This window comes from Streptomyces sp. LN549 (assembly GCF_043203805.1).
Lineage (GTDB): Bacteria > Actinomycetota > Actinomycetes > Streptomycetales > Streptomycetaceae > Streptomyces.
Map to the genome: position 1 here is coordinate 3,999,846 of NZ_JAZHRI010000002.1, position 23,316 is coordinate 4,023,161.

General features: G+C 70.4%; 16 protein-coding genes and 1 tRNA gene. 4 read left to right on the forward strand and 13 right to left on the reverse strand.

What is annotated here, in order from left to right:
• Window positions 1–280: 280 nt before the first annotated feature.
• From SH922_RS18000 to SH922_RS18015, 4 genes are all read left to right on the forward strand, one after another.
• A complete protein-coding gene (locus SH922_RS18000) occupies window positions 281–652 on the forward strand; it encodes a hypothetical protein (protein WP_393058967.1) in 372 nt (123 codons plus the stop codon).
• Between the two features lie 66 nt (window positions 653–718).
• The gene (locus SH922_RS18005) at window positions 719–1,099 is read left to right on the forward strand and encodes a hypothetical protein (protein WP_393058968.1); all 381 of its coding nucleotides are present in this window, start codon (window positions 719–721) and stop codon (window positions 1,097–1,099) included.
• 75 nt (window positions 1,100–1,174) lie between these two features.
• A complete protein-coding gene (locus SH922_RS18010) occupies window positions 1,175–1,546 on the forward strand; it encodes a hypothetical protein (protein WP_393058969.1) in 372 nt (123 codons plus the stop codon).
• A gap of 169 nt (window positions 1,547–1,715) precedes the next feature.
• A complete protein-coding gene (locus SH922_RS18015; RefSeq protein ID WP_393058970.1) occupies window positions 1,716–2,954 on the forward strand; it encodes a hypothetical protein in 1,239 nt (412 codons plus the stop codon).
• Window positions 2,955–3,204: 250 nt separating this feature from the next.
• Here the strand turns inward: SH922_RS18015 and SH922_RS18020 are convergent.
• The 13 genes from SH922_RS18020 to SH922_RS18080 all read right to left on the reverse strand — a co-directional run bounded on the left by SH922_RS18020 (window position 3,205) and on the right by SH922_RS18080 (window position 22,910).
• A tRNA-Thr gene (locus SH922_RS18020) sits at window positions 3,205–3,278 on the reverse strand.
• 142 nt (window positions 3,279–3,420) lie between these two features.
• Complete coding sequence (locus SH922_RS18025; protein WP_393058971.1) at window positions 3,421–4,971, reverse strand: alpha/beta hydrolase; 1,551 nt, start codon at window positions 4,969–4,971, stop codon at window positions 3,421–3,423.
• A 112-nt stretch (window positions 4,972–5,083) separates the two neighbouring features.
• Window positions 5,084–6,289, reverse strand: coding sequence for a DNA polymerase III subunit delta' (locus tag SH922_RS18030; RefSeq protein WP_393058972.1), 1,206 nt, complete (start codon window positions 6,287–6,289; stop codon window positions 5,084–5,086).
• A 328-nt stretch (window positions 6,290–6,617) separates the two neighbouring features.
• Entirely contained in the window at window positions 6,618–9,869 is a 3,252-nt protein-coding gene (gene tmk / locus SH922_RS18035; RefSeq protein ID WP_393058973.1) for a dTMP kinase, read from the reverse strand.
• 533 nt (window positions 9,870–10,402) lie between these two features.
• A complete protein-coding gene (topA, locus tag SH922_RS18040) occupies window positions 10,403–13,273 on the reverse strand; it encodes a type I DNA topoisomerase (protein WP_393058974.1) in 2,871 nt (956 codons plus the stop codon).
• A 311-nt stretch (window positions 13,274–13,584) separates the two neighbouring features.
• The gene (locus tag SH922_RS18045; RefSeq protein ID WP_326737100.1) at window positions 13,585–13,782 is read right to left on the reverse strand and encodes a hypothetical protein; all 198 of its coding nucleotides are present in this window, start codon (window positions 13,780–13,782) and stop codon (window positions 13,585–13,587) included.
• Window positions 13,783–13,953: 171 nt separating this feature from the next.
• Complete coding sequence (locus tag SH922_RS18050; protein WP_393058975.1) at window positions 13,954–14,787, reverse strand: ABC transporter permease; 834 nt, start codon at window positions 14,785–14,787, stop codon at window positions 13,954–13,956.
• A gap of 100 nt (window positions 14,788–14,887) precedes the next feature.
• Window positions 14,888–15,679 carry an ABC transporter permease gene (locus SH922_RS18055; protein ID WP_393058976.1) on the reverse strand — a complete coding sequence of 264 codons (792 nt, stop codon included), beginning with the start codon at window positions 15,677–15,679 and terminating at the stop codon, window positions 14,888–14,890.
• Window positions 15,676–16,749, reverse strand: coding sequence for an ATP-binding cassette domain-containing protein (locus tag SH922_RS18060; protein ID WP_393058977.1), 1,074 nt, complete (start codon window positions 16,747–16,749; stop codon window positions 15,676–15,678). The genes SH922_RS18055 and SH922_RS18060 overlap by 4 nt, the downstream gene beginning before the upstream one ends.
• A 132-nt stretch (window positions 16,750–16,881) precedes the next feature.
• On the reverse strand, window positions 16,882–17,889 hold the full coding sequence (locus SH922_RS18065; RefSeq protein WP_393058978.1) for a winged helix-turn-helix domain-containing protein: 1,008 nt from the start codon (window positions 17,887–17,889) through the stop codon (window positions 16,882–16,884).
• Window positions 17,886–19,421 (reverse strand): methyltransferase, encoded by a 1,536-nt coding sequence (locus SH922_RS18070; protein WP_393058979.1) that lies wholly within the window; start codon window positions 19,419–19,421, stop codon window positions 17,886–17,888. Before SH922_RS18070 ends, SH922_RS18065 begins: the two co-directional genes overlap by 4 nt.
• A 150-nt stretch (window positions 19,422–19,571) precedes the next feature.
• Entirely contained in the window at window positions 19,572–20,186 is a 615-nt protein-coding gene (locus SH922_RS18075; protein WP_393058980.1) for a small secreted protein, read from the reverse strand.
• 279 nt (window positions 20,187–20,465) lie between these two features.
• Window positions 20,466–22,910, reverse strand: a complete 2,445-nt coding sequence (locus SH922_RS18080) for a sodium-translocating pyrophosphatase (protein WP_393058981.1) — start codon at window positions 22,908–22,910, stop codon at window positions 20,466–20,468.
• Window positions 22,911–23,316: the final 406 nt, after the last annotated feature.

Here is a 23,316-nt window from a genome sequence, read left to right on the forward strand (position 1 = left end):
GGATTGAAAGGATGTGATCTAGATCACATTCGGAGAGTGTTCACCATCAGAGCGTGTACCGGCGACGTCCGATTGCACTCGTTTCTGTGCCCCTTTATTGCACCATCGTCGTGTGGAATTCACTATTCCGGTCACCTTCCGTGAACGGCTCGGATTCTCGGCTTACCTCAGAGCAACCTCAAGTCCGTGTACCGGCTCATGCCTTGTGCCTAAAGTCAGTGCCGATCGAGCGGAGTTCCCGTCGAGTTGCTCCGCATGCACGGACAAAGGGGAACCACTGATGAAGTCGTTCGCGCGTATAGCCGTGGCCGGCGCGGCCGTTGCCACAGTTCTCGCCGGCACAATGTCGACGGCTCAGGCCACCGAAGTCGGCGCCCTCGACACCGACAAGACCATCAGCAGCTCGCACGGCAAGATGATCTACCACGACGACGGCGACATGTTCGAAGTCTGTGACACCAAGGCAGACGGCCACGGCGTGACCGGATATGTAATGCGGTATCCCACCGACATCATGCTCAGCGTTGACGACGGCGGCGACTCCGGCTGCGACAAGGACGGCGTCGACATCACCAACACCAGCGATTACATGATGGTGCTCGAGTGGAACGGCGACTACTCCCGGGTGGCGAGTGGCTGGTTCAACGAATAGGCCTGCTCCTGCAGTTCGAACGCCCAACGACTGCATTCCACAGTCCCGACCCAGATTGAGGATCCCATGGTCAAATCGTTCGCCCGTATAGCCGTGGCCGGCGCGGCCGTTGCCACAGTTCTCGGCGGCACAATGTCGACGGCTCAGGCCACCGAAGTCGGCGCCCTCGACACCGACAAGTCCATCAGCAGCTCGCACGGCAAGATGATCTACCACGACGACGGCGACGTCTTCGAGATCTGCGACACCAACGCGGACGGCTACGGCGTGGTGGGTGCGCTTTACATCAGCAAGACCGCCCCTCACCTGGTATTCGCCATTGACGACGGCGGCGACGCCGGCTGCGACAAGGGCGGCTACGACGTCACCAACTCGTCGGACTACCAGATGGCGCTCATGTGGAACGGCGGCGGCGCCACCATCACCTCCGCGTGGTTCAACGAGTAGGTCACGCGCCCCGGTTGATTCAAGGGCCATTTTCCCGAACGGTCCTTTCACGATTCTGCAGAGAAAGAGGAACCGATGGTCACATCGTTCACTCGTCTAGCTGTAGCGGCAGCAGCCGCCGCGGTGATGGCCGCTACCGCGTCGCCGGCCATGGCCGCCGAGTCCGGCGCCCTCGACACAAACAAGACCCTCAGCAACAGCCACGGCCACATGACCTACATCGACGACGGCGACATGTTCGAGGTCTGCGACACCAAGGCGGACGGCTACGGCGTCGAAGGACAATTGATCAGTCACAAGCAGACGGAGCTCTACGTCAATGACGGCGGCGACGCCGGCTGCGACAAGGGCGGCTTCAACGTCGGCAACAGCGGTCCGACCTACCAGATGCAGTTCTGGTGGAGCGGCGGCGGCGCCGTCCAGTACTCCGACTGGTTCGACGAGTAGGCCGTAACCAGGACGCTTGTGGAGTGGAATGCCTTGTACGGCATTCCACTCCACTCGCGGCCGCAGCAACTTGCAGCAGCGGACAGTTCTTCATCCGCCGAATCCTTTTGAGAGTTCTGGTTGTGTGCGGGCGCCCCAACCCAGTCTTCTCTCCCGTGGAGGTAATGCCATGCAACCCGGACAACTCGACCGCGAAGGCCTCAAGGAGACTGCAGCGGACGTGCAGAGGGCACACAGGCTCGGCGAGGCCGCCGAGCGGCTGCGCACGTCGCGGCGCCGCCGTGGCATACGCGGTCTTGTCGTGAGCGGGGTCGTGGCGGCAGTCGTCGCGACGGGAGTCGCGGTGGCACTCGTCCTGGACGATGACGACGGGCAGGTACGGCCCTCGGGCGTGACCGACTCCCCACGCGTGGACGTGACGGCCCACCCGGACCAATCGCCGCCGCGGGAGCTGATCTCCGCCGGCAGGGTCGCCGTATCGGCGTACTACACGACGAAGTCCGTGAAGCAGCCGAACGGTGACGCGGTCGGCACGTACCGGTGGAGCCTGCTCGACGCCGCCACGGGGCGCTACGAGAAGACCGGCTGGGCCTGGCTCGATGTCGCGCCCGGGATGCGGACCGCGGCAGTACTGGAACGCGGTCTGCCCGTCGATCGCATCGGCCTGCTGGACCTGACCTCGGGCAGGATCCAACGCTGGATCAGGGCCGACAGGGGCGTCGGCAGTGTGCAGTTCTCGCCGGACGGCAAGCAGCTGCTGGCAACGGCGTACGGCCTCGACCCGGACGGCCTCTTCAAGGACGCGTCATACCGGCTGAACGACAAGACGGTGCCGGGGCCGAAGCAGAGCCGCACCGGCTACTACGTGATCGATGTCGCCTCCGGCCGCACGGACTTCACCGAGCGGCCGTACAGGAAGAACGCACAGAGGCCCCTCACCGCCGGCGGACGCCAGGACTTCCTCTGGAGCCGTGACGGTTCGCTGGTGTGGGAGCCCTGGTCCAACAAGGCCGGGGGGATCTACTACGACGTGCACGGCAAGGAGGTCCCGCACCCGCCCAAGAAGGCGTCGCTGCCCTACCAGGGCGCCGTCGTGTCTCCTGACGGAAACCTGGTGACCGGCGCCTTCGCAGGGGACGGCGACCAGATCGTCTCCGAGGTCCTGGATGTCAGGACGGGCAAGCGGGCCGCACTGGTGCCCGGTCAGCAGCTGGTCGCCTGGGCCGACAATGATCACGTCATCGCCTGGCGGTGCGACCCGGACGAGTGCAGCCCCGGCAAGGGCGAGTTCCGCAACCAGCTCCTCCTGGTCAGCCTGGACGGCAAGCAGACAACCCCTCTGTCGGGCTTCCGGAAGGCGACCTTGCGCTACGACGGCCGGTGGACCCCGGTGTTCACCCGGCGCTGACCGTGTGCGGCGCCGGCCACCACCCCAACTCGCAGGCGCGCGAGTACCGCGTGGTGGCACATGCAGGGGTGGTACCGGCGCCGGCCTCGCCCCGGTCGTGGTCCTCACCACGGGGACGGGTACTCCAGCAGTCCGTCCCCACGTGACCGGCCACGGCGGACCTCCATCGGCTCCGCGCCCGGCGGCGCCGCCGCATCCAGTAAAAGCAAAAGCCCCAGGTCACGGCGAGTGAGTCCTGGGGCTTTCACGGAGCCGCCTTCGGGATTCGAACCCGAGACCTACGCATTACGAGTGCGTTGCTCTGGCCAACTGAGCTAAGGCGGCACGCCCTGTCACACCATGGTGCGATCAGCAGCGTCGCCAAGTCTACACAGTTTCCGGGGGTGCTCCGTACCGGCCCGTCGTACGGCCGTAGTCGCAGGTCAGTGGGCGGCTCAGCGGGCAGGTGGTGGCGGGGTGGGCGGAGTCAGGAGCACTTCTTTCCGTCGGCCGGCGGGGTGCCCTCCAGGAGGTACGTGTTGATCGCCGTGTCGATGCAGTCGCTGCCGCGGCCGTACGCCGTGTGCCCGTCGCCCTCGTAGGTGAGGAGCGTGCCCGAGGAGAGCTGGCCCGCGAGAGACCGGGCCCACTTGTACGGGGTCGCCGGGTCCCGGGTGGTGCCGACGACCACGATCGGGGCGGCACCCTCGGCCTTGACGGGGTGCGGGGTGCCGGTGGCGGGGACCGGCCAGTAGGCGCAGTTCAGGGAGGCCCAGGCGAAGCCCTTCCCGAAGACCGGCGAGGCCTTCTCGAAGGCGGGCAGGGCCTGGGTGACCGCCTTCGAGGTGGCGAACGCGGGCGGGAGGTCGAGGCAGTTCACGGCCGCGTTGGCGTACATGAGGTTCGCGTACGTACCGTTCGGCTCGCGCTCGTAGTAGCTGTCCGCCAGGGAGAGCAGCCCCGAGCCGTCACCCGCCTTCGCACCGGCTAGTGCCTCGCGGAGCTGGGGCCAGGCCGTCTCGTCGTACATGGCGGCGATGACGCCCGTGGTGGCGAGGGACTCGCCGAGCTTGCGGGACTCTCCCGTGGGGATCGGCTTCGCGTCGAGGTCACTGAACAGCTTCTTCAGGTTCGTCGCCGCATCGGCGGCGGACGTCGTGCCGAGCGGGCAGTCCGCCTTCTTCACGCAGTCCGCCGCGAAGGACTGGAACGCGGTCTCGAACCCCGCCGTCTGGTCCCGGTTCATCTCGACCGACGGGAGCGAGGGGTCCATCGCGCCGTCGAGCACGAGTCGGCCCACGCGCGCGGGGAAGAGCTCGGCGTACGTCGCGCCCAGGAAGGTTCCGTACGAGGCCCCGACGTAGTGCAGCTGCTCGTCCCCGAGCAGTGCACGCAGGATGTCCATGTCGCGGGCCGTCTCCACGGTCGAGACGTGCGGCAGGATCTCGCCCGAGCGCTGCTCGCAGCCCGTGGCGAACTTCTTGAAGGCGCCGCTCAGCTTCGTGACCTCGGCCGCGTCGTCCGGGGTCTGGTCGACCTGCGTGTAGTCGTCCATCTGCGAACCGGTGAGGCATTCGACGGGTTCACTGCGTGCCACCCCGCGCGGGTCGATGGCGACCATGTCGTAGCGGGCGCGCACCTGGGCGGGGTAGCCGATCGCGGCGTAACCCTGGAGATAACCGATGGCCGATCCGCCGGGACCTCCCGGGTTGACCAGGAGGGAGCCGATCCGCTTTCCGGGCCCGGTGGCCTTCTTGCGGGAGACGGCCAGTTTGATCTCGTCGCCGCCCGGCTTCGCGTAGTCGAGTGGCGCCTTCATCGTGGTGCACTGGAATCCGGTCACACCGCAGTCCCGCCAGCTCAGGTGCTGGTCGTAGAACGCCTTCAGCGCAGCCGGTACGGCGGAGGGGGAGGCCGAGGCCGCCTGCGCGGGCGACGAGGCGCCCGTCGTCGAACTCCCGCTGGTACAGCCGGAGATGAGGAGGCCGGCAGTGCCGAGCGCAAGGGCGAGGGTGCGGAGCGGGCGCCTGGTGTGCATGTCCGGAGCGTAGCCGCCGGGCGGCGACTCGCCCGTTTCCCTGCTCTTTCGGGTGATTCGGTGAGCGATCGGGCTGTGCGACAGCCGCGTTGTGCAGCCGTGACCGGCGGCCTCAGCCCGCCCGCAGCGCCATCGTCATCGCCTCCACCGCGAGCAGCGGGGCCACATTGCGGTCCAGCGCCCGGCGGCAGGCGCTCACGGCCTCGATCCGGCGCAGGGTGCGCTCGGGTGTGGACGAGCGGGCGATGCGGTCGAGGGAGTCCTGGGCGTCCGCGTTGGCGATGGCGATCCGGGAACCCAGCTGCAGGGCGAGCACATCGCGGTAGAACCCTGTCAGTTCGGTGAGCGCCAGATCGAGGCTGTCGCGCTGGGTACGCGTCTTGCGGCGCTTCTGCCGGTCCTCCAGCTCCTTCATCACCCCTGCCGTCCCCCGCGGCATCCGGCCACCGGCGGAGGCGCCGAGCGCGGCCTTCATGTCTTCCGTCTCCTTGACGTCGACATCCTCGGACGCCTGCTTCGCGTCGTCGGTGGCCGTGTCGATCAGCTCCTGCGCGGCCTTCAGACAGCCGCCGATGTCGTCGACGCGCAGCGGAAGCTTCAGGACGGCCGCCCTGCGGGCACGGGCACGCTCGTCGGTGGCCAGGCGGCGGGCCCTGCCGATGTGTCCCTGGGTGGCGCGGGCGGCGGCCGCGGCCCGCTCCGGATCGATGCCGTCGCGCCGGATCAGGACATCGGCGACGGCGTCGACCGACGGGGTACGCAGGGTGAGGTGGCGACAGCGGGACCGGATCGTGGGCAGCACGTCCTCCAGGGAGGGCGCGCAGAGCAGCCACACCGTGCGCGGCGCGGGCTCCTCGACCGCCTTCAGCAGCACATTGCCCGCACCTTCGGTGAGGCGGTCGGCGTCCTCCATGACGATGACCTGCCAGCGCCCGACGGCCGGCGAGAGCTGGGCGCGGCGGACCAGCTCCCGGGTCTCCTTCACACCGATGGAGAGCAGATCGGTGCGGATCACGTCGACATCGGCATGCGTACCGATGAGGCTCGTGTGACAGCCGTCGCAGAAGCCGCAGCCCGGCGCCCCGCCCAGGGCGCGGTCCGGGCTGGTGCACTGCAGGGCGGCGGCGAAGGCCCGGGCCGCGGTGGACCGGCCGGAGCCCGGAGGGCCGGTGAACAGCCAGGCATGGGTCATCCTCGAACCGGGTGGCACCGGCTCCCCCGTGGAATTGGCGGTGACCAGCACGTCGGCGTCCCGGGCGGCGGCACCGAGCTGCTCCTGCACGCGGTCCTGGCCGACCAGGTCGTCCCATACGGACATGGGTCACCGCCCTTCCGGTGGTGTGCGGCCGCGCCGCCGTTCCGTGGAACGGCGGCGCGGCCCTGTGTGGCTCACGTCACGGCTCTCGCCGTGGCCTTCGTCGATCCGGCTTCCCATTGTGGGGGACGGGTCTGACAATCCCGACAGACGGACGAACCGGCCGTGGCAGCCGGCCCGGTGGGGGGCCGCACCGTGGCAGCCGGCCCGGTGGGGGGCCGCACCATGGCAGCCGGCCCGGTGGGGGGCCGCACCATGGCAGCCGGCCCGGTGGCCGCGCCGGACGCCGACGGTCCTGCGCCTGTTCGCGCAGGACCGTCGGCGTACCAGGTCAGCGGCGCGGGCGACGCCCCCGGCCCCTGCTCTCGGGGCCCTCGTCGTCGTGGTCGCCGAGCAGCTCGTCCGCCAGCGTGGGCAGATCGTCCAGCGGGGTCTCCTCCGCCCAGTCGGGGCGGGGACGGCGCGACCGGGGGGACGCCTCCTGCTGATCCCGGTCCGCGTGCGGGTCGGTGATCTGCGGCAGCTCACGGGTGCGCTCGTTCTCGCCCTCCGGTACGGAGTCCGCCGGGCGCTCGTCCCGGAAGATGCCGCGCGGCACCCGGTCCGCGGGGTCGGCGTCGCGTCCGGAATTCCGTCCGGAGTCCCGTCCCGTGTCCCGTACCGGCGGAAGCACCGCCGTCTCGTCCGCCGCACCGGGATGTCCGGACGTGTCGGAGACCTTCGGGATCATCGCCGTCTCGGCCTCGTCGGAAGGCCACGGCGCGGACTGCGAAGCGCTCCGGGGCCGGTCGGAACCGGACTGCGGGTCCACCGGGGAAGGCACCGGCTGCGTGATCTCGTTCGGGTTGACGATCGGGGTCGGCACCGTCAGCTCACTGTCCGAAACGGACGGCCCAGACGGCTTGGACGGCCCGGCGGCACGCGAAGCCCTCGCTGCCGCAGCCGCCTCGGCATCGGCTTCCGCCTGGGCGGCCGCCGCCCGGTCACGGGCGCTCTCCGCGGCCGCGGCCGCCTCGGCCTCTGCCTGCCTGCGCGCCGCCTCGGCGCGGAGCAGCGCCTCCTCCGCCTTGCGCTGCTTCTCCAGGCGCCGGGCCTCGGCCTCCTGGCGCAGTCGGGCCTCCTCCTCGGCCTGGCGGCGCAGCCGCGCCTGCTCGGCCTCGCGGGCCGCGTCCTCGGCCTCGACCCGGGCGCGCTCCTCCTCGGCGATCCGGCGGGCCTCCTCAGCACGCTGCCGGGCCTCCTCCGCCTGGCGTTCGGCCTCGCGACGGCGCGCTTCCTCCTCCTCGCGGCGCTTGCGCTCCTCCTCCTCGGCGCGGAGCTTGGCGAGCTGCTCCTGCCGCTCGCGCTCCAGGCGCTCCTCCTCCGCCTTGCGCGCCGCCTCCGCCTCGGCGAGGTGCCTGGCCTCTTCCTCGGCGGCCTTGCGCGCCTCTTCCCGGGCCTTGATCTCGGCCTCGGAGAGCGGAAGGAGCTGGTCGAGCCGGTGACGTACGACCGTGGTGATGGCCTCCGGTTCCTGGCCCGCGTCCACCACCAGGTAGCGCGTCGGATCGGCGGCGGCCAGCGTCAGGAAGCCGGACCGCACCCGGGCGTGGAACTCGGGCGGCTCGGACTCCAGCCGGTCGGGCGCCTCGGTGAACCGTTCCCTCGCGGTCTGCGGGTCGACGTCCAGGAGCACCGTCAGGTGCGGTACGAGCCCGCTCGTCGCCCAGCGCGAGATCCGGGCGATCTCGGTCGGCGCGAGATCGCGGCCCGCACCCTGATAGGCGACGGACGAGTCGATGTAACGGTCGGAGATGACGATCGCACCCCGCTCCAGCGCCGGACGCACGACCGAGTCGACGTGCTCGGCGCGGTCGGCGGCGTACAGCAGGGCCTCGGCCCGGTTGGAGAGCCCGGCCGACGACACGTCGAGCAGGATCGAGCGCAGCCGCTTGCCGACCGGGGTCGCGCCCGGCTCACGGGTGACGACGACCTCGTGGCCCTTGGCGCGGATCCACTCGGCGAGCGCCTCGACCTGGGTGGACTTGCCCGCTCCGTCACCGCCCTCCAGGGCGAGGAAGAAGCCGGTCGCGGCGGGGGCGACCGCCGGGTCGCCGCCGCGCAGCGCCTCGCGAAGGTCTCGGCGCAGCGGCACTCCGGAACGGTCGTCCGTCTTCGCGAGGACGATCGCGGCGACCGGCAGCAGCAGCGCGCCGATCAGCATCAGGGTGAACGCGGCCCCGCCGTGCGCGAAGACGAAGTCGCCCGCGGTCAGCCGGTGGGTGCCGATGGCGGCGGCCACCAGCGGGCCGCCGACAGCGCCGAGCGCGATCAGGACCCGGACGACGGCCTGAAGGTGCTCGGTGGTGCGGGCCCGGCGGAACTCCTCGGTCTCCTGGTCGACGAGCACATGGCCGGTGTTCGCTGCGACACCCGCCGCGTATCCGGCGAGTACGGCGACGAGGACGACGGTCGCCGTGTCCGGCACCAGGCCCATCGTCAGCAGAGCCACTCCGGTGACGGCGGTGGCCAGGAAGAGCAGCCGCCGACGCGACAGGGCCGGCAGCACCTTCTGCGCGGTGCGGATGCCGACGCCCGTACTGCCGGTCAGGGCGAGGATCAGCAGGGCGAAGGTGACGGGACCGCCGCCGAGGTCGGCGGCGTGCAGCACGGCGACGGCGGCCGCGGCCGCGATCGCTCCGGCGACCGCGGCGCAGGTCGCGACGACCAGCGGGACGGCGCCGGTGCGGCCCTTGTCCGGTCCGCTGCCGGCGGACGGCCGGCGCAGCCCCTCCAGGGGCGAGCGCGGACGGGGCGTCGGTGAACCGGGCAGTTCCAGGAAGTACAGGGTGGAGATGGAGGCGGAGAACAGCCCGGCCGCGACGTACGAACCGAGGGCCGCCTGGTGGAAGGAGAACCACTCCAGGCCCGAGCCCAGCAGGTTGCCGATGAGCGTGGCGACCAGCAGAACGGCCGCGGCGGCGGGAACGGCCGCGAAGTCCGTACGCAGGGAGAGTCGGCGCAGCGTGTCGAGGTGGTCCGGCAGCGGGCGCACCGCGGCGCCCTCGATCGGCGGGGCGGGCAGCAGCGCGGGCGCGGCGCTGTCCTTCGCGATCGTCCACAGGCGTTCGCCCGCACCGGTGACGAAGACGGTGATCAGGATCATCATGAGCGCCTTGTCGGGCGTCCAGTCGATCCACAGGGGCGCGACGACCAGCAGCGCGAGCCGCAGCCCGTCGGCGCCGATCATCAGCCACCGCCGGTCGAGCGGCCCTCCCGGGGCCGTCAGGGTCGTCAACGGCCCCAGGAGTACGGCTCCGAAGAGCAGGGTGGAAATAATCCGGGCCCCGAAGACGGCGGCGACGGCGAAGGCCGCCCCGCGGTATCCGGATCCGAATGAGCCCTCAAGGACCGCCGCTTGCAGCGACAGCAACACCATCACGAGAAGGGCGAGTGCATCGCCGGTACTGCCGACGAGCTGGGCGCTCCACAACCGCTTCAGCGGGGGAACACGCAACAGGGCTCGTACGGCGCGCTCGCGTGAGTCTGCGGCAAGTGTGTCGGAGGTGGGGCTCACGACCGTTGGCTGCTCGGCTCGCGTCATCCGCCCAGCCTATCGGGAGCGGGCCGGTGCCCGGGGCCCGCGTCCGAACATACGACCGCAGACCCGCCGATCCGGCCTGCCGACCGGAACAGTTTCCACCCCTCAGGGCCTCTCCTCCGGCCCCTCAGGAGCTCTCACCCCAGACCCTCCGGGACCTCTTACCCCCCAGCCCCTCCGGGGTACCTTCCAACCTCCCCCGGCGTACTTCCGTACTTCTCAGCCCCTCCCGCGTACTTCTCAGCCCAGCCCGTCCCGCGTGCCTGCCGGCCCCGTCCCGCGTGCCTGCCGGCCGCCGGTCCCGTCCCGCGTACCTCCCAGCCCCTCCGGCGTTTGAGGAGCGGGGTCCGGGGCGGAGCCCCGGTTACGGGAAGGGGCGGGTAGGGGGAAAGGCCCGCCGCAGGCGCCCCACCCCCGCACCGCCCGCACCCAGCCAGGCACCCCGCACCGGCCCCAGGAACGCAGCAACGCCGGGCGGCCTGGACACACGTCCAGTCCGCCCGGCGTTGCAGGAACCCGTCCCGGGCCCCGGAAGGTCAGTCCTCCGCAGACGCCGCGGAAGCCGTCTTCGTCGCCGCGGTCTTCTTGGCCGCGCCCGTCGTCTTCTTCGCCGCGGTCTTCTTCGCCGCAGTCGTCGTCTTCTTCGCGGCCGTCGCCGTCTTCTTCGCCGCGGTCGCCTTCTTCGCCGGCGCCTTCTTTGCCGGAGCCTTCTTCGCCGTCTTCTTCTTGGCGGGCCCCTTGGCACGCTTCTCGGCGAGCAGCTCGTAGCCGCGCTCCGGCGTGATGTCCTCGACGCTGTCGTCGGTCCGCAGCGTCGCGTTCGTCTCGCCGTCGGTGACGTACGCACCGAAGCGCCCGTCCTTGACGACGACCGGAGCCCCGCTCACCGGGTCGGTCCCCAGCTCCTTCAGCGGCGGCTTCGCCGCGGCACGGCCACGCTGCTTGGGCTGGGCGTAGATCGCCAGTGCCTCTTCGAGCGTGATGTCGAAGAGCTGGTCCTCGGAGGTCAGCGACCGCGAGTCCGTGCCCTTCTTCAGGTACGGGCCGTAGCGACCGTTCTGCGCGGTGATCTCGACGCCCTCGGCGTCCTCGCCGACGACGCGCGGCAGCGACATCAGCTTCAGCGCGTCGGCCAGCGTCACCGTGTCGAGCGACATCGACTTGAACAACGAAGCCGTCCGCGGCTTCACCGCGTTCTTGCCGGTCTTCGGGGTGCCCTCGGGCAGCACCTCGGTGACGTACGGACCGTAGCGCCCGTCCTTGGCGATGATCTGGTTCCCGCTCACCGGGTCCGCACCGAGCTCGAAGTCGCCGCTCGGCTTGGCCAGCAGCTCCTCCGCGTACTCGACGGACAGCTCGTCGGGCGCCAGCTCCTCGGGGACGTCCGCGCGTTGGTGGCCCTCGGAGTCCTTCTCGCCCCGCTCGATGTACGGGCCGTACCGGCCGACCCGGAGCTTGATGTCGTTGCCGACGGGGAACGAGGAGATCTCCCGGGCGTCGATCGCACCGAGGTCGGTGACGAGCTCCTTGAGCCCACCGAGGTGGTCGCCGTCGCCGTTGCCCGCGTCGGAGGCCTTTCCGGCACCGGCCGTGTCGTCCCCGGCCTGCGCGCCGAAGTAGAAGCGCTTCAGCCACGGCACGGACTGGGCCTCACCCCGCGCGATGCGGTCGAGGTCGTCCTCCATGCGGGCCGTGAAGTCGTAGTCGACGAGCCGGCCGAAGTGCTTCTCCAGCAGGTTGACCACGGCGAACGACAGGAACGACGGTACGAGCGCCGTGCCCTTCTTGAACACGTAGCCGCGGTCGAGGATCGTCCCGATGATCGAGGCGTACGTCGACGGGCGGCCGATCTCGCGCTCTTCGAGCTCCTTGACCAGCGAGGCCTCGGTGTAGCGGGCCGGCGGCTTGGTGGCGTGGCCGTCGACCGTGACCTCGTCGGCGGTCAGCGCGTCGCCCTCGGCGACCTGCGGCAGCCGGCGCTCACGGTCGTCGAGCTCGGCGTTGGGGTCGTCGGCGCCTTCGACGTACGCCTTCATGAAGCCGTGGAAGGTGATCGTCTTGCCGGACGCGGAGAACTCGGCGTCCCGGCCGTCGCTCGCCCGGCCGCCGATCTTGACGGTGACGGAGTTGCCGACCGCGTCCTTCATCTGGGAGGCGACGGTCCGCTTCCAGATCAGCTCGTAGAGCCGGAACTGGTCACCGGTGAGGCCGGTCTCGGCAGGGGTGCGGAAGCGGTCGCCGGAGGGGCGGATCGCCTCGTGCGCCTCCTGCGCGTTCTTGACCTTGCCGGCGTACGTGCGGGGCTTGTCCGGCAGGTAATTCGCCCCGTACAACTGCGTGACCTGGGCCCGGGCCGCGGAGATCGCGGTGTCCGAGAGGGTCGTGGAGTCGGTACGCATGTAGGTGATGAAGCCGTTCTCGTACAGCTTCTGCGCGACCTGCATGGTGGCCTTGGCCCCGAAGCCCAGCTTCCGGCTCGCCTCCTGCTGGAGGGTCGTCGTACGGAAGGGGGCGTACGGGGAACGGCGGTACGGCTTCGACTCGACGGATCGCACGGCGAACGCGGAGTCGGCGAGCGCGGCGGCCAGGGCGCGTGCGTTCGTCTCGTCCAGGTGCAGGGTCTGGGCGGAGCCGGCCTTGAGCTGCCCGTCCGGACCGAAGTCGCGGCCCTGGGCGATGCGGCGCCCGTCGACCGCGCTGAGGCGGGCGGTGAGCGTCGAGGGGTCGGAGGCGTCACCGGTGCGGCCGGTGGCGAAGGTGCCGGTCAGGTCCCAGTACTCGGCGGAACGGAAGGCGATGCGCTCGCGCTCCCGCTCGACGACGAGGCGGGTGGCGACCGACTGGACGCGGCCCGCCGAGAGCCGCGGCATGACCTTCTTCCACAGGACCGGCGAGACCTCGTAGCCGTAGAGGCGGTCGAGGATACGGCGGGTTTCCTGGGCGTCGACCATGCGCTGGTTGAGCTCGCGCGGGTTGGCGACGGCGGCCCGGATCGCGTCCTTGGTGATCTCGTGGAAGACCATCCGGTGGACGGGGACCTTGGGCTTGAGCACTTCCTGCAGGTGCCACGCGATGGCTTCGCCCTCGCGGTCCTCATCGGTGGCGAGGAAGAGTTCGTCGGACTCGGCCAGCAGCTGCTTGAGCTTCCTGACCTGGGCCTTCTTGTCGGCATTGACGACATAGATCGGCTGGAAGTCGTTCTCGACGTCGACGCCGAGACGGCGTACCTCGCCGGTGTACTCGTCCGGCACCTCGGCGGCGCCGTTCGGGAGGTCGCGGATGTGCCCGACGCTCGCCTCGACGACGTATCCGGGGCCGAGATAGCCCTTGATCGTCTTCGCCTTGGCAGGCGACTCGACGATGACGAGTCGGCGGCCGCCCTGTGCGGTCTCGCTGGTCGGGGACAACTTCGCTCTTCTCTCCGGTCGACGCTCGGTGGGCATCAGGGCAGCGCGATGACGCTGCCGACAGTGCTGTCGCTGCGGAGTGTGACGGTACAACCCGCCCCCGTGTCAAACGGCAAAAGCCCGCAACGGCCACTCGAACGGTAACCCGACTTCCGCCATTCCTGCCGCCCGGCCCGCTCGGCGGGCCATGCGCAAGGCCACTGCCTGCGGGTTTCGGCGGTGCTGCGGCCGCTCTGCGGGTACGGGGGTCGAGCGGCGGGCAGCCCGGGCGTGTTCCCGGGCCGACGCGGGCGGCCGGGACCGGAGCGGCTTCAGATGCGAGTGAGGCACCACACCCCGAGGACGAGGAAAAGTACGCCGAACACAGTCGCGAGTGCGGTGGAGACGGCGGGGCTCACCCCGTGCGCCACCGGCGCACGGTGCAGCACGCGAGCCCCCGTCCACAGCAGCAATGCGGCGCCGAACAGTGCGAACACCGTTCCGGCGAAGACAGCAGGTCCGCTCTCCATACCCGTACGCCTCCCTGTCCCTCTGGCGCGGCCCGGCATCGTCTGCCCGTGCGGTACCGCCCCGGTTCCGGGGGAGACTCCCACCGCGGAACGTCGCCGGCACGAACGCCGGGTGAACAGCCGAGCCCGGCTGGACAGGTCGGCGCACATGCGCGGCGACCATGGCCGAATTCACATCACGTCGAGGGTCGCGCGCCGCCTGCTGCCGCGTTCGAACACCGTCAGCAGTACGACGGCGAGCACGACGTACCCCGCCCCCGTCACGAGCTCCGCGGCGATGCCCCGGCCGTCGAGACCTTCGCCTGCGGACAACTCACGTGCCGTTTCGGCCGCGTGGGTCATCGGCAGGACGTCCCCGACGGCCCGCATCCACTCCGGCAGGTTCTCCCGCGGCACGTTCGCGCCGGTCAGGAGCAGAAGCCCGGAGCTGGCCACATTCGAGATGAGGAAGACATCGCGGAACCGCAGACCCAGCGCCCCCAGCGCCAGGCCGAAGGCGGAGCACCCCGCCGCAGCCGCCAGCAGGACGGCTGCCAGCCCGGGCAATGCCCCAACCGGAATCCGAAGCCCGAGCAGCAGACAGGCTGCGGAGAGCGTGAAGACGCTGATGACAAGGCCGTTCAGTACATACGGCAGAGCGCGGCCGAACCAGAGCGGAGCTCGATTCCGGGGGCTGAGCAGCACGGCTCCGAGCGTCCCGTACCGGCGTTCGTTGGCGATGGCCATCGTGCCGCCGTACACGCAGGCGGTCGACGCGGACACGACGGCGTTGCCGAGCAGGTAGAAGTGGTCGTCGGCGACGTGGAGCTCTCGTCCCAGGAAGACGAAGAACAGCAGTTGCAGCAGCGGCCCGACCAACAGGGTGCCGATGAACATGGGCGGCGTGGTCCAGTTGAAGAGGGCCCGGTAGGACAGGCCGCCACCGATCACGACGAGCCGCAGAGCGGAGAGGGTCCTCCGGCGGGGGCCGACGGCGCGGCCGGGGTCCAGTGTGTGCGCAGGCATGCGGGGCAACTCCTGGTTCGAGCAGGGGAGGCGGGGGCTGGGAAGGCAGGGGGCTTCAGTCGTGGTGGCTTGGGGCGAGGGGACCTGAACCGTGGCTGCTTCACGCGAGGGAGAGGGTGGCGGCGGCGCGCGCACGCTGTTCGACCCGCCCCAGGACCAGGACGGCGACCACGGCGTACAGCGTGCCGAGGGCGAGGGCCACGGCCATCGGAACCAGCACCTCAGCGGCTCCCGCCCCGCCCGAGGTCGCCGCATGCACCGCGCGCGAGCCCCAGGTCGTGGGCAGCGCCCAGGAAACCGGACGTGTCCACTCCGGCAGCACGGTGACGGGCACGAGCATCCCGGACAGCAGCCACACGGGGGCGTCCAGCGGGTTGGCGAGCGCGTTGGCGTTGCGCAGCAGCACGAACGTGGCGGCGAGCAACAGCCCCATCATCCCGAGCGACAGGACACACACCGGAACGGCGATCAGGAAGAGCAGCGGGTGCGCGAAGTCGAGCGGCACGTCGAAGAGCACGGCGCCCCAGATCACCGTCGCCCCCATGGCGTACGTACCGATGACGGCGGTGGCCAGGGTGATGGGCAGCAGCACGAGAGAGAGCGGGGTGGGCGAGGCGACCAGGGTCTCCAGCGTGCCGAGCCAGCGCTGGTTCTGCACGGCTCCGCCCGATCCGAAGAGCACCGAGGACCAGATGCCCATCAGCCCGGCGCCGACGGCCGCCGTGAGCAGGTGGTCGGGGTCGTCGGCGGCACGGAAGAGATAGACCGCGAGTGTCGCGTACACCAGCGGTACGAGGACGGCGAAGGTGATTTCGAGTGGTGAACGGCTCATGTACGAGACGTGGGTACGCACGCCGACGGTGATCAGGCGCAGGGCCCGCGCGGCGGTCATGCCGCGGCCTCGTCGGTGGACCGGACCGTCTCGGCAGCCTGGACGGGAACGGCCGGCGGTGCGACGGCCACGTCCGTCCGGCCGTCCACCGGGATGCCCGTCTCCGCCTCCTCGACGATCGCGATGTAGGCGTCCTCCAGCGTGGGTTCACGTGTGACGACCCGTCCGACCCGCACCCCGTCGAGCGCCGCCAGCACCTGCGTGTGCAGCTCCGCGCCGCGTTCCGTCTGCACGATGACGGCCTGTCGGCTGCCCCGGTCCTCGGCGGCCACCCCGTGCACGCCTGCCAGGTCCCGGATGCGGTCGAGGTGTTCCTCGCCTGCCCCGTACGCCTCGATCTCCAGGATGCCGCGCTCCTGGACCCTGGACTTGAGCCGGTCCGGAGTCCCCAGCGCGCGGATCGTGCCGCCGGCGATGACCGCGATCCGGTCGCACAACTCATCCGCCTCGGCCATGTAATGAGTGGTCAGCAACACGGTGGTGCCGCCGGCCCGCAGATCGGCGACGGTGCGCCGCAGGTCGCGCGCCGCCACCGGGTCGACGCCGATGGACGGTTCGTCGAGGAACAGGACATCGGGCCGGTGCAGAAGTCCGCGCGCGATGTGCAGCCGTTGCCGCATCCCGCGCGAGTACCCCTCGACCCGTTCCTTCTCCCGGCCCGTGAGGCCCACGAGATCGAGCAGCTCGGCGATCCGCCGCTTCTGCTCGCGTGGTTCGACGGCGTACAACTCGGCGAAGTAGCGCAGGTTGTCGAGGGCGGAGAGCCGGTCGTACAGGCCCCGGTCGCCGCCGAAGACGTAGCCGATCCTGCGGCGTACGGCGACGGGGTCGGACGCCACGTCGTGGCCCAGCACCCGGGCGGTGCCGGAGGTGGGCAGCAGCAGGGTGTTGAGCATCTTGATGGTGGTGGTCTTGCCCGCCCCGTTGGGGCCGAGGAGCCCGAAGAGCTCGCCGCGCGCCACCTCGAAGGTGATCCCGCGCACGGCTTCGGTCTCGGTGCGGCGCGGACGCAGGAAGCCGGTCCGGCTGGTGTAGGTGCGGCGTAGGTTCTTCGCCTCGATCGCAAGCATGGCGGGGACGCTAGGCCCGGCCGTGCCGCACCCGCCATCGATTCGGGGGCCGCCGAATCGTCCCGGCCCCCTGCCGGACTGGGCCGTCACCCCACCGGCATGCCCGGGCCGTCACCTCACCGGCATGCCCGCTCAGGACACCGCGCGCAGCACGTCCTCCCCGGAGAGCAGCGCGAGCAGGGCCCGGCCGGTGTCCGTGAGCTGGTAGTACACGCTGCGGCCTATCCGGTGCCGGGTGACGACGTCCGCCTCGGCGAGGACCGACAGATGCTCCGAGACCGTGCTCGGCGCGAGCCCCAGCCGGTCGGCTATCCCGGCCGTGGTGAGCGGCCCGCCGAGCTGTCGCAGGACCGAGGCGCGGCCCCGGCCCAGCAGCAGGCCGAGCCGGTCACCGCTCTCGGGGTGCTCCACGGCCCGTTCGCGCAGCGCACCCGCACCGCGTGCCTGGAAGGAGACCGTCAGGACCTCGGGGTCGTCGGTGGAGTAGAGCCGGCAGCCCTCGGCGAAGACGAGCGGGACGAGCAGCAGCCGGCGCTCGCCGGCCCGGTATTCCGCGTCGATGTGCTTCGTCAGCTCAAGGACGGGCGGCGTCCACTTGGCGCGGCTCTCCAGACCGGTGAACAGCGCGTCGATGCCTTCGGTGGCGAAGGTCCGGGCCCTGATCAGGACCTCGTCCTCGACGAGCCGGCGCATGGTGGGCCAGTGAGCGGCCATCGCGCCTTCCCAGTACGCCGCGTACGCATCGGCGAGGGCCGAGCAGGCCGCCTCGGGGTCCGCCAGGTACGGGCGGATGCGGGGGTGGTCCTCAAGCCCCGCATAGTGTTCGGCGACCCCTGCCCGTACGACATCGGCCGGTGTGGTCCGGACGGCCTCCAGCTCCGCCTCGACCGACGTGGCCCCGACCGGACGGGGCAGCAGGAAGTCCGGGAAGTTGTGCGGGCCGTCGATCAACAGCCGCAGCGCATCGGTCCGCTCGTCCTCCCGCAGCACCTCGCGGGCACGCACCACCCACTCCTCGTAGGGCCGGGAGGGGGTGCGGTGCGGCATGGCCAGATGCAGGCTGCAGAACGCGTCCCACAGCGGGCTGATTGCGATCCGGGTCGCGCCGAGCGACGCCTCGTCCAGCTCGATACGGATCATCCGGCCATCCGCCCGGCCGGGGGCAGGGGCTCCAGGAATCCCTCCTCGACCAGCAGCCGGATGGCCTGCGGGGTGCGGTCGCGCAGCAGTACCGGGTCCTCGTTCATCAGCTGGGCGATCGCGTCCAGGATCCGGCCGGCGGGCAGCGATCCGTCGCACACGCCCGCGAATCCGGCACCGACCGCGTCGACCTTCGTCGCGCGACGCATGCCGCGGTTCTGACGCAGCACCACGTGCTCGGGGTCCTCCGCCCCCGGCAGCCCCACCTGCTCCTGCACGACCTCGGCGGCGAGGGTGAAGTGCGCGGCCAGCAGCCCGGCGTCGTCCTGCTCCCGCAGGTAGTCCTGGCGGGCGAAGTGCGCCTCGACTGCCGGTCCGAGCGGCTGCTCCACGGCGTGCGGCCACTCCTCGATCACGATCGAGGGCTCCCCGGCGGCGGCCGCGGCGGACTTCCGCAGCGTGATCCAGCCGAAGCCGACCCCCTTCGTCCCGTGGGCCTCGAACTCGTCGAGCCAGGCGTCGTACCGCGCGGCGTACTCCGCGGGGTCCGTGCGGTGGTCCCCGCTGTCGCGCAGCCAAAGCTCGGCGTACTGCGTGACGTCCTGCACCTCACGCTGCACGATCCAGGCGTCGCAGCCGTCCGGAACCCAGGACCGCAGCCTGTCCTGCCACTCCTCGTCCTCGGTGTGCTGCCAGTTGGCCAGGAAGTGGGCGTAGCCGCCCTCGTTGAGCCGGTCGCCGGTCTGCTGCACCAGGGTCCGGCACAGGTCGTCGCCCGCCATGCCGCCGTCGCGGTAGGTGAGACGGGCGCCGGGCGAGATGACGAAGGGCGGGTTGGAGACGATGAGGTCGAACGTCTCGGTGCCGACGGGCTCGTACAACGACCCCTCGCGCAGGTCGGCGGGGGCGGCGCCGGACAGGGCGAGGGTCAGCCGGGTGAAGTCGAGGGCGCGTGGGTTGAGATCGGTGGCGGTGACCCGGGTGGCGTGCTGCGAGGCGTGCAGCGCCTGGATGCCGGAGCCCGTACCGACGTCCAGGGCGGAGCCGACGGGCCTGCGGACGGTGATCCCGGCGAGGGTGGTGGAGGCCCCGCCGATCCCGAGGACGACGCCCTCCTCGTGCGAACCGATCCCGCCCGCGCCGCCGACCGCGCAGCCCAGATCGGAGACGATGAACCAGTCCTGGTCCTCCGGCCCGCTGTACGGGCGCACGTCGACCGTCGCCCGCACCTCGCCGTCCGCCTCGGTGAGCCAGCCGTCCGCCACGCACTCCACCAGCGGCAGCACGGCGGCTGCCCGCCCGGCGGGGACAGGGCGCTGGAGCAGGAAGAGGCGCACGAGCGTGTCGAGCGGCGCATCACCCCTGGTGGCCCGAAGCGCCGGGACCGTCTCGCTGCGGGCGAGCGCGGCGTAGGCAGGTGCGCCGAGCAGGTCGAGGAGCCCGTCGGCGGTGAAGGCGGCGGCGAGCAGGGCTTCGCGGAGCCGGGTCGCGTGGTCTGCTGCGGGAAGGCTGGTCTTACTCACATGACCCATTGTGACGGCTCCCACTGACAACGGCAGCGGCCCGGCAGCCCACCAGGGGCGCCGGGCCGTTCGTACGACCACCGGGTGGCGGGCGTACAGCCGCTGAGCAAGGGTCCCGCGGCCGCGGCCGGAGCTGCCCGGCCACGGCTCATTGCCGGGCTAGGCGGATGCGGACGCCTCCTTGGACGGCGTCGCCTTCTTCGAGGAGCCGGCCGAGGGCGATGCCGAGGCCTTCGGCTTCTGGCAGCCCGGCTGCTTGGCCATCGCGGTACCGACCTCGCCGGACTGGAGCTTCTTCAGCGCCTGGTCACCGTTGGTGCTGATCTTGTTCAGCTCGTCCGCGATGCCCTTGAGGCCGTCGGCGAACTTCGCCTGGTCCTTCGTGTCCAGGTCATCGACCTTCTTCTGCAGGTTCGCATAGGCCACGGAGGAGGCGTTGAGCTCCTTCACGGCCTCCTTCTGCGTCGTCTCGCCGTCGTCGACCGGCGGCGGACCCGCCGAGTCGACGGCCGCGCCCAGCGCCTTGTACGCCTGCGAGATCTGCTGGAAGGCGGCCGAGTCGGTCTTCTGGACGTCGGCGGGCTTGCTGTTGTCGGCGGTCTGCTGCTGGATGGAGGCGTTGGCGTTCGCGATCTTCTGCAGCTGGGGCTGGACCTGGTCACAGACCTTTTTGGCCCAGTCGTTCACCTTGTTGTCGCTGTCGTCGCTGCAGCCCGACAGCGTAAGTACCAGTACCGCACCGCCGGACAGCGCGGCCGCAAGCTTCTTGTTCACCGGATTGGTCCCTTCCAAGGCTCTCGGCCCCGGAACTTACACGCCGGACGCCCTCCATCCGGGTGTCGGGCGTCCGGTGGATGACCTTTTGCAGCCATTTGCACCAAGGGAAATGAGGGAGATACCACTCACCCGCACGGCCCCCGAGCACGAGAACACCAGAACGATCCACCACTCGTACGGACATGCGGACGGGCGGACGCGGCATCAGGATGCCGCGCCCGCCCGTGCCCTGATCAGGCGTCGCCCAGTGACGCCGTACGCGGTGCGGATTCCGGCTTACTGAGCGGCCGCCGGGTCGGCCGGCCTGGCGCTGCCCTCCCCGCCGTCACCGTCCTCACCGTCGGAGCCGCCCTCGTCCCCTACCGCGATCCCCCGCCGTTTGGAGACGTAGACCGCGCCGACGATGACCGCGACGGCCAGCACCGCCACCACCGCACGCACACCTGCGCTCGCGTCCTCGCCGTAGCTGAACTGCACCACCGCGGGTGCGATGAGCAGCGCGACCAGGTTCATCACCTTGAGCAGGGGGTTGATCGCCGGCCCGGCCGTGTCCTTGAACGGATCACCGACCGTGTCACCGATGACGGTCGCGGCATGGGCGTCGCTGCCCTTGCCGCCGTAATGACCGTCCTCGACCAACTTCTTGGCGTTGTCCCAGGCACCGCCGGAGTTGGCGAGGAAGACGGCCATCAATGTCCCGGTGCCGATCGCGCCCGCCAGATACGAGCCGAGTGCGCCGACACCGAAGGTGAAGCCGACCGCGATCGGCGCCAGCACCGCCAGCAGACCGGGGGTGGCCAGCTCGCGCAGCGCGTCCTTGGTGCAGATGTCGACGACGCGCCCGTACTCCGGCTTCTCCGTGTAGTCCATGATCCCGGGGTGCTCGCGGAACTGCCGCCGCACCTCGTAGACGACGGCACCCGCGGACCGCGACACCGCGTTGATGGCCAGTCCGGAGAAGAGGAAGACCACCGCGGCGCCGAAGATCAGACCGACCAGGTTGTTGGGCTGGGAGATGTCCAGACTCAGCCCCATCTCCCCGGCCGAGGCGCCCACATCGTCGACCGCGGTGGCGATCGCGTCACGGTACGAGCCGAAGAGCGCCGCTGCCGCCAGGACGGCCGTGGCGATCGCGATGCCCTTGGTGATGGCCTTGGTGGTGTTGCCCACGGCGTCCAGGTCGGTGAGGACCTGCGCGCCGGCTCCGGTGACATCTCCGGACATCTCGGCGATGCCCTGCGCGTTGTCGGAGACCGGGCCGAAGGTGTCCATGGCGACGATGACGCCGACGGTGGTGAGCAGCCCCGTACCGGCGAGTGCCACCGCGAAGAGCGCCAGCATGATCGACGTACCACCGAGCAGGAACGCCCCGTAGACGCCGAGCCCGATCAGCAGCGCGGTGTAGACGGCGGATTCCAGACCGATGGAGATACCGGCGAGAACGACGGTGGCCGGTCCGGTCAGTGAGGACTTGCCGATGTCCCTGACGGGGCGCCGGGTGGTCTCGGTGAAGTAGCCGGTCAGCTGCTGGATCAGGGCTGCCAGCACGATGCCGATGGCGACGGCGACCAGCGCGAAGACCCGCGGGTCCCCGCCGTGCGAGGTGATGGCCGCGTCGGTGACCCCGTCCAGTTCAGCGTACGAGGACGGCAGGTAGACGAAGACCGCGACGGCCACCAGGACGAGCGAGATGACGGCGGAGATGAAGAATCCGCGGTTGATGGCGGTCATCCCGCTGCGGTCGGAGCGTCGCGGGGCGACCGCGAAGATCCCGATCATCGCGGTGAGCACGCCGATCGCCGGCACGATCAGGGGGAAGGCCAGCCCCGAGTCGCCGAAGGCGGCCTTGCCGAGGATGAGCGCGGCGACCAGCGTGACGGCGTACGACTCGAAGAGGTCGGCAGCCATGCCCGCACAGTCCCCGACGTTGTCGCCCACGTTGTCGGCGATCGTCGCGGCGTTGCGGGGGTCGTCCTCGGGGATGCCCTTCTCCACCTTGCCGACCAGGTCGGCGCCCACGTCGGCGGCCTTGGTGAAGATGCCTCCGCCAACCCTCATGAACATCGCGATCAGCGCCGCACCGAGCCCGAAGCCTTCCAGCACCTTGGGCGCGTCGGCGGCATAGACGAGCACCACGCAGGAGGCACCGAGGAGCCCGAGACCCACGGTGATCATGCCGACCACGCCGCCCGTACGGAAAGCGATCTTCATTGCTTTGTGCGAAACCGCGGTGAGATCCTTTTCCGGTTCGCCTTCTGCGGGGGTCGCCTCACGCGCGGCGGCCGCCACCCGGACATTGCTCCGTACGGCCAGCCGCATGCCGATGTATCCGGTGGCTGCCGAGAAGAGCGCACCCACCAGGAAGAACAGCGAACGGCCCGCACGCTGCGACCAGTTGTCGGCCGGAAGCAGCAGAAGCAGGAAGAAGACCACGACGGCGAATACGCCGACGGTGCGCAACTGCCGGGCCAGATAGGCATTCGCGCCCTCCTGGACCGCCGCCGCGATCTCCTTCATGCGCTCGGTGCCCTCGCCCGCCGCCAGCACCTGGCGTACCAGCAGCTGGGCGACGACCAGTGCGGCGACTGCGACGACCGCGACGACGATCACAATGACGCGGTTGTCATCGGTGAGGACCGCGGCCGCGAGAGTGGTGGGTGGGTCGGAAAGTGCGGAAAACTGCGTCAGTTCTGCCAGTGGTGTGGTGCCGAACCCCGCCATACGTCCTCCTTGACGCTCAGCGCTCAAGACGTGGACGGATTGTAGGGAGAGGAACACGATCAAAACAGTGCGCGGTAAATGTAATTGACCTTCATCCACCGAACGGCAATTGATCGAGATCTCCGCCTGGACCGAATGCAGTAATGGGGCAGAAGCATTTCCGTAAGATCACTGATCGGGCAGAACCGAAAAAAGGCCCTGCTCAGCAGGGCCTCGGAATCCGGATCAGGGGTGACCGACTACGCCGTCGGGGTGACTGAACGACCCCGGGACCGCGCCGCCTCAGGGAGAACGGGTGGCCGACGTCTTCAACCGGATCGGAGACGGTGGCCGGGTCTTCGGCCAACTCGATGTCGGTGGCCGGCCTCTGCCGCCGACCAGGAGCACGACGGCCGGCGTCTTCGGC

Coding starts and splice junctions, on each gene's coding strand:
- SH922_RS18080 (WP_393058981.1), bottom strand. CDS start 22,910: ATGGCGGGGTTCGGCACCACACCACTGGCAGAACTGACGCAGTTTTCC.
- SH922_RS18050 (WP_393058975.1), bottom strand. CDS start 14,787: ATGCCTGCGCACACACTGGACCCCGGCCGCGCCGTCGGCCCCCGCCGG.
- SH922_RS18070 (WP_393058979.1), bottom strand. CDS start 19,421: ATGGGTCATGTGAGTAAGACCAGCCTTCCCGCAGCAGACCACGCGACC.
- SH922_RS18065 (WP_393058978.1), bottom strand. CDS start 17,889: ATGATCCGTATCGAGCTGGACGAGGCGTCGCTCGGCGCGACCCGGATC.
- SH922_RS18005 (WP_393058968.1), top strand. CDS start 719: ATGGTCAAATCGTTCGCCCGTATAGCCGTGGCCGGCGCGGCCGTTGCC.
- SH922_RS18045 (WP_326737100.1), bottom strand. CDS start 13,782: ATGGAGAGCGGACCTGCTGTCTTCGCCGGAACGGTGTTCGCACTGTTC.
- SH922_RS18015 (WP_393058970.1), top strand. CDS start 1,716: ATGCAACCCGGACAACTCGACCGCGAAGGCCTCAAGGAGACTGCAGCG.
- SH922_RS18025 (WP_393058971.1), bottom strand. CDS start 4,971: ATGCACACCAGGCGCCCGCTCCGCACCCTCGCCCTTGCGCTCGGCACT.
- SH922_RS18010 (WP_393058969.1), top strand. CDS start 1,175: ATGGTCACATCGTTCACTCGTCTAGCTGTAGCGGCAGCAGCCGCCGCG.
- SH922_RS18055 (WP_393058976.1), bottom strand. CDS start 15,679: ATGACCGCCGCGCGGGCCCTGCGCCTGATCACCGTCGGCGTGCGTACC.
- SH922_RS18030 (WP_393058972.1), bottom strand. CDS start 6,289: ATGTCCGTATGGGACGACCTGGTCGGCCAGGACCGCGTGCAGGAGCAG.
- tmk (WP_393058973.1), bottom strand. CDS start 9,869: ATGACGCGAGCCGAGCAGCCAACGGTCGTGAGCCCCACCTCCGACACA.
- SH922_RS18000 (WP_393058967.1), top strand. CDS start 281: ATGAAGTCGTTCGCGCGTATAGCCGTGGCCGGCGCGGCCGTTGCCACA.
- SH922_RS18060 (WP_393058977.1), bottom strand. CDS start 16,749: ATGCTTGCGATCGAGGCGAAGAACCTACGCCGCACCTACACCAGCCGG.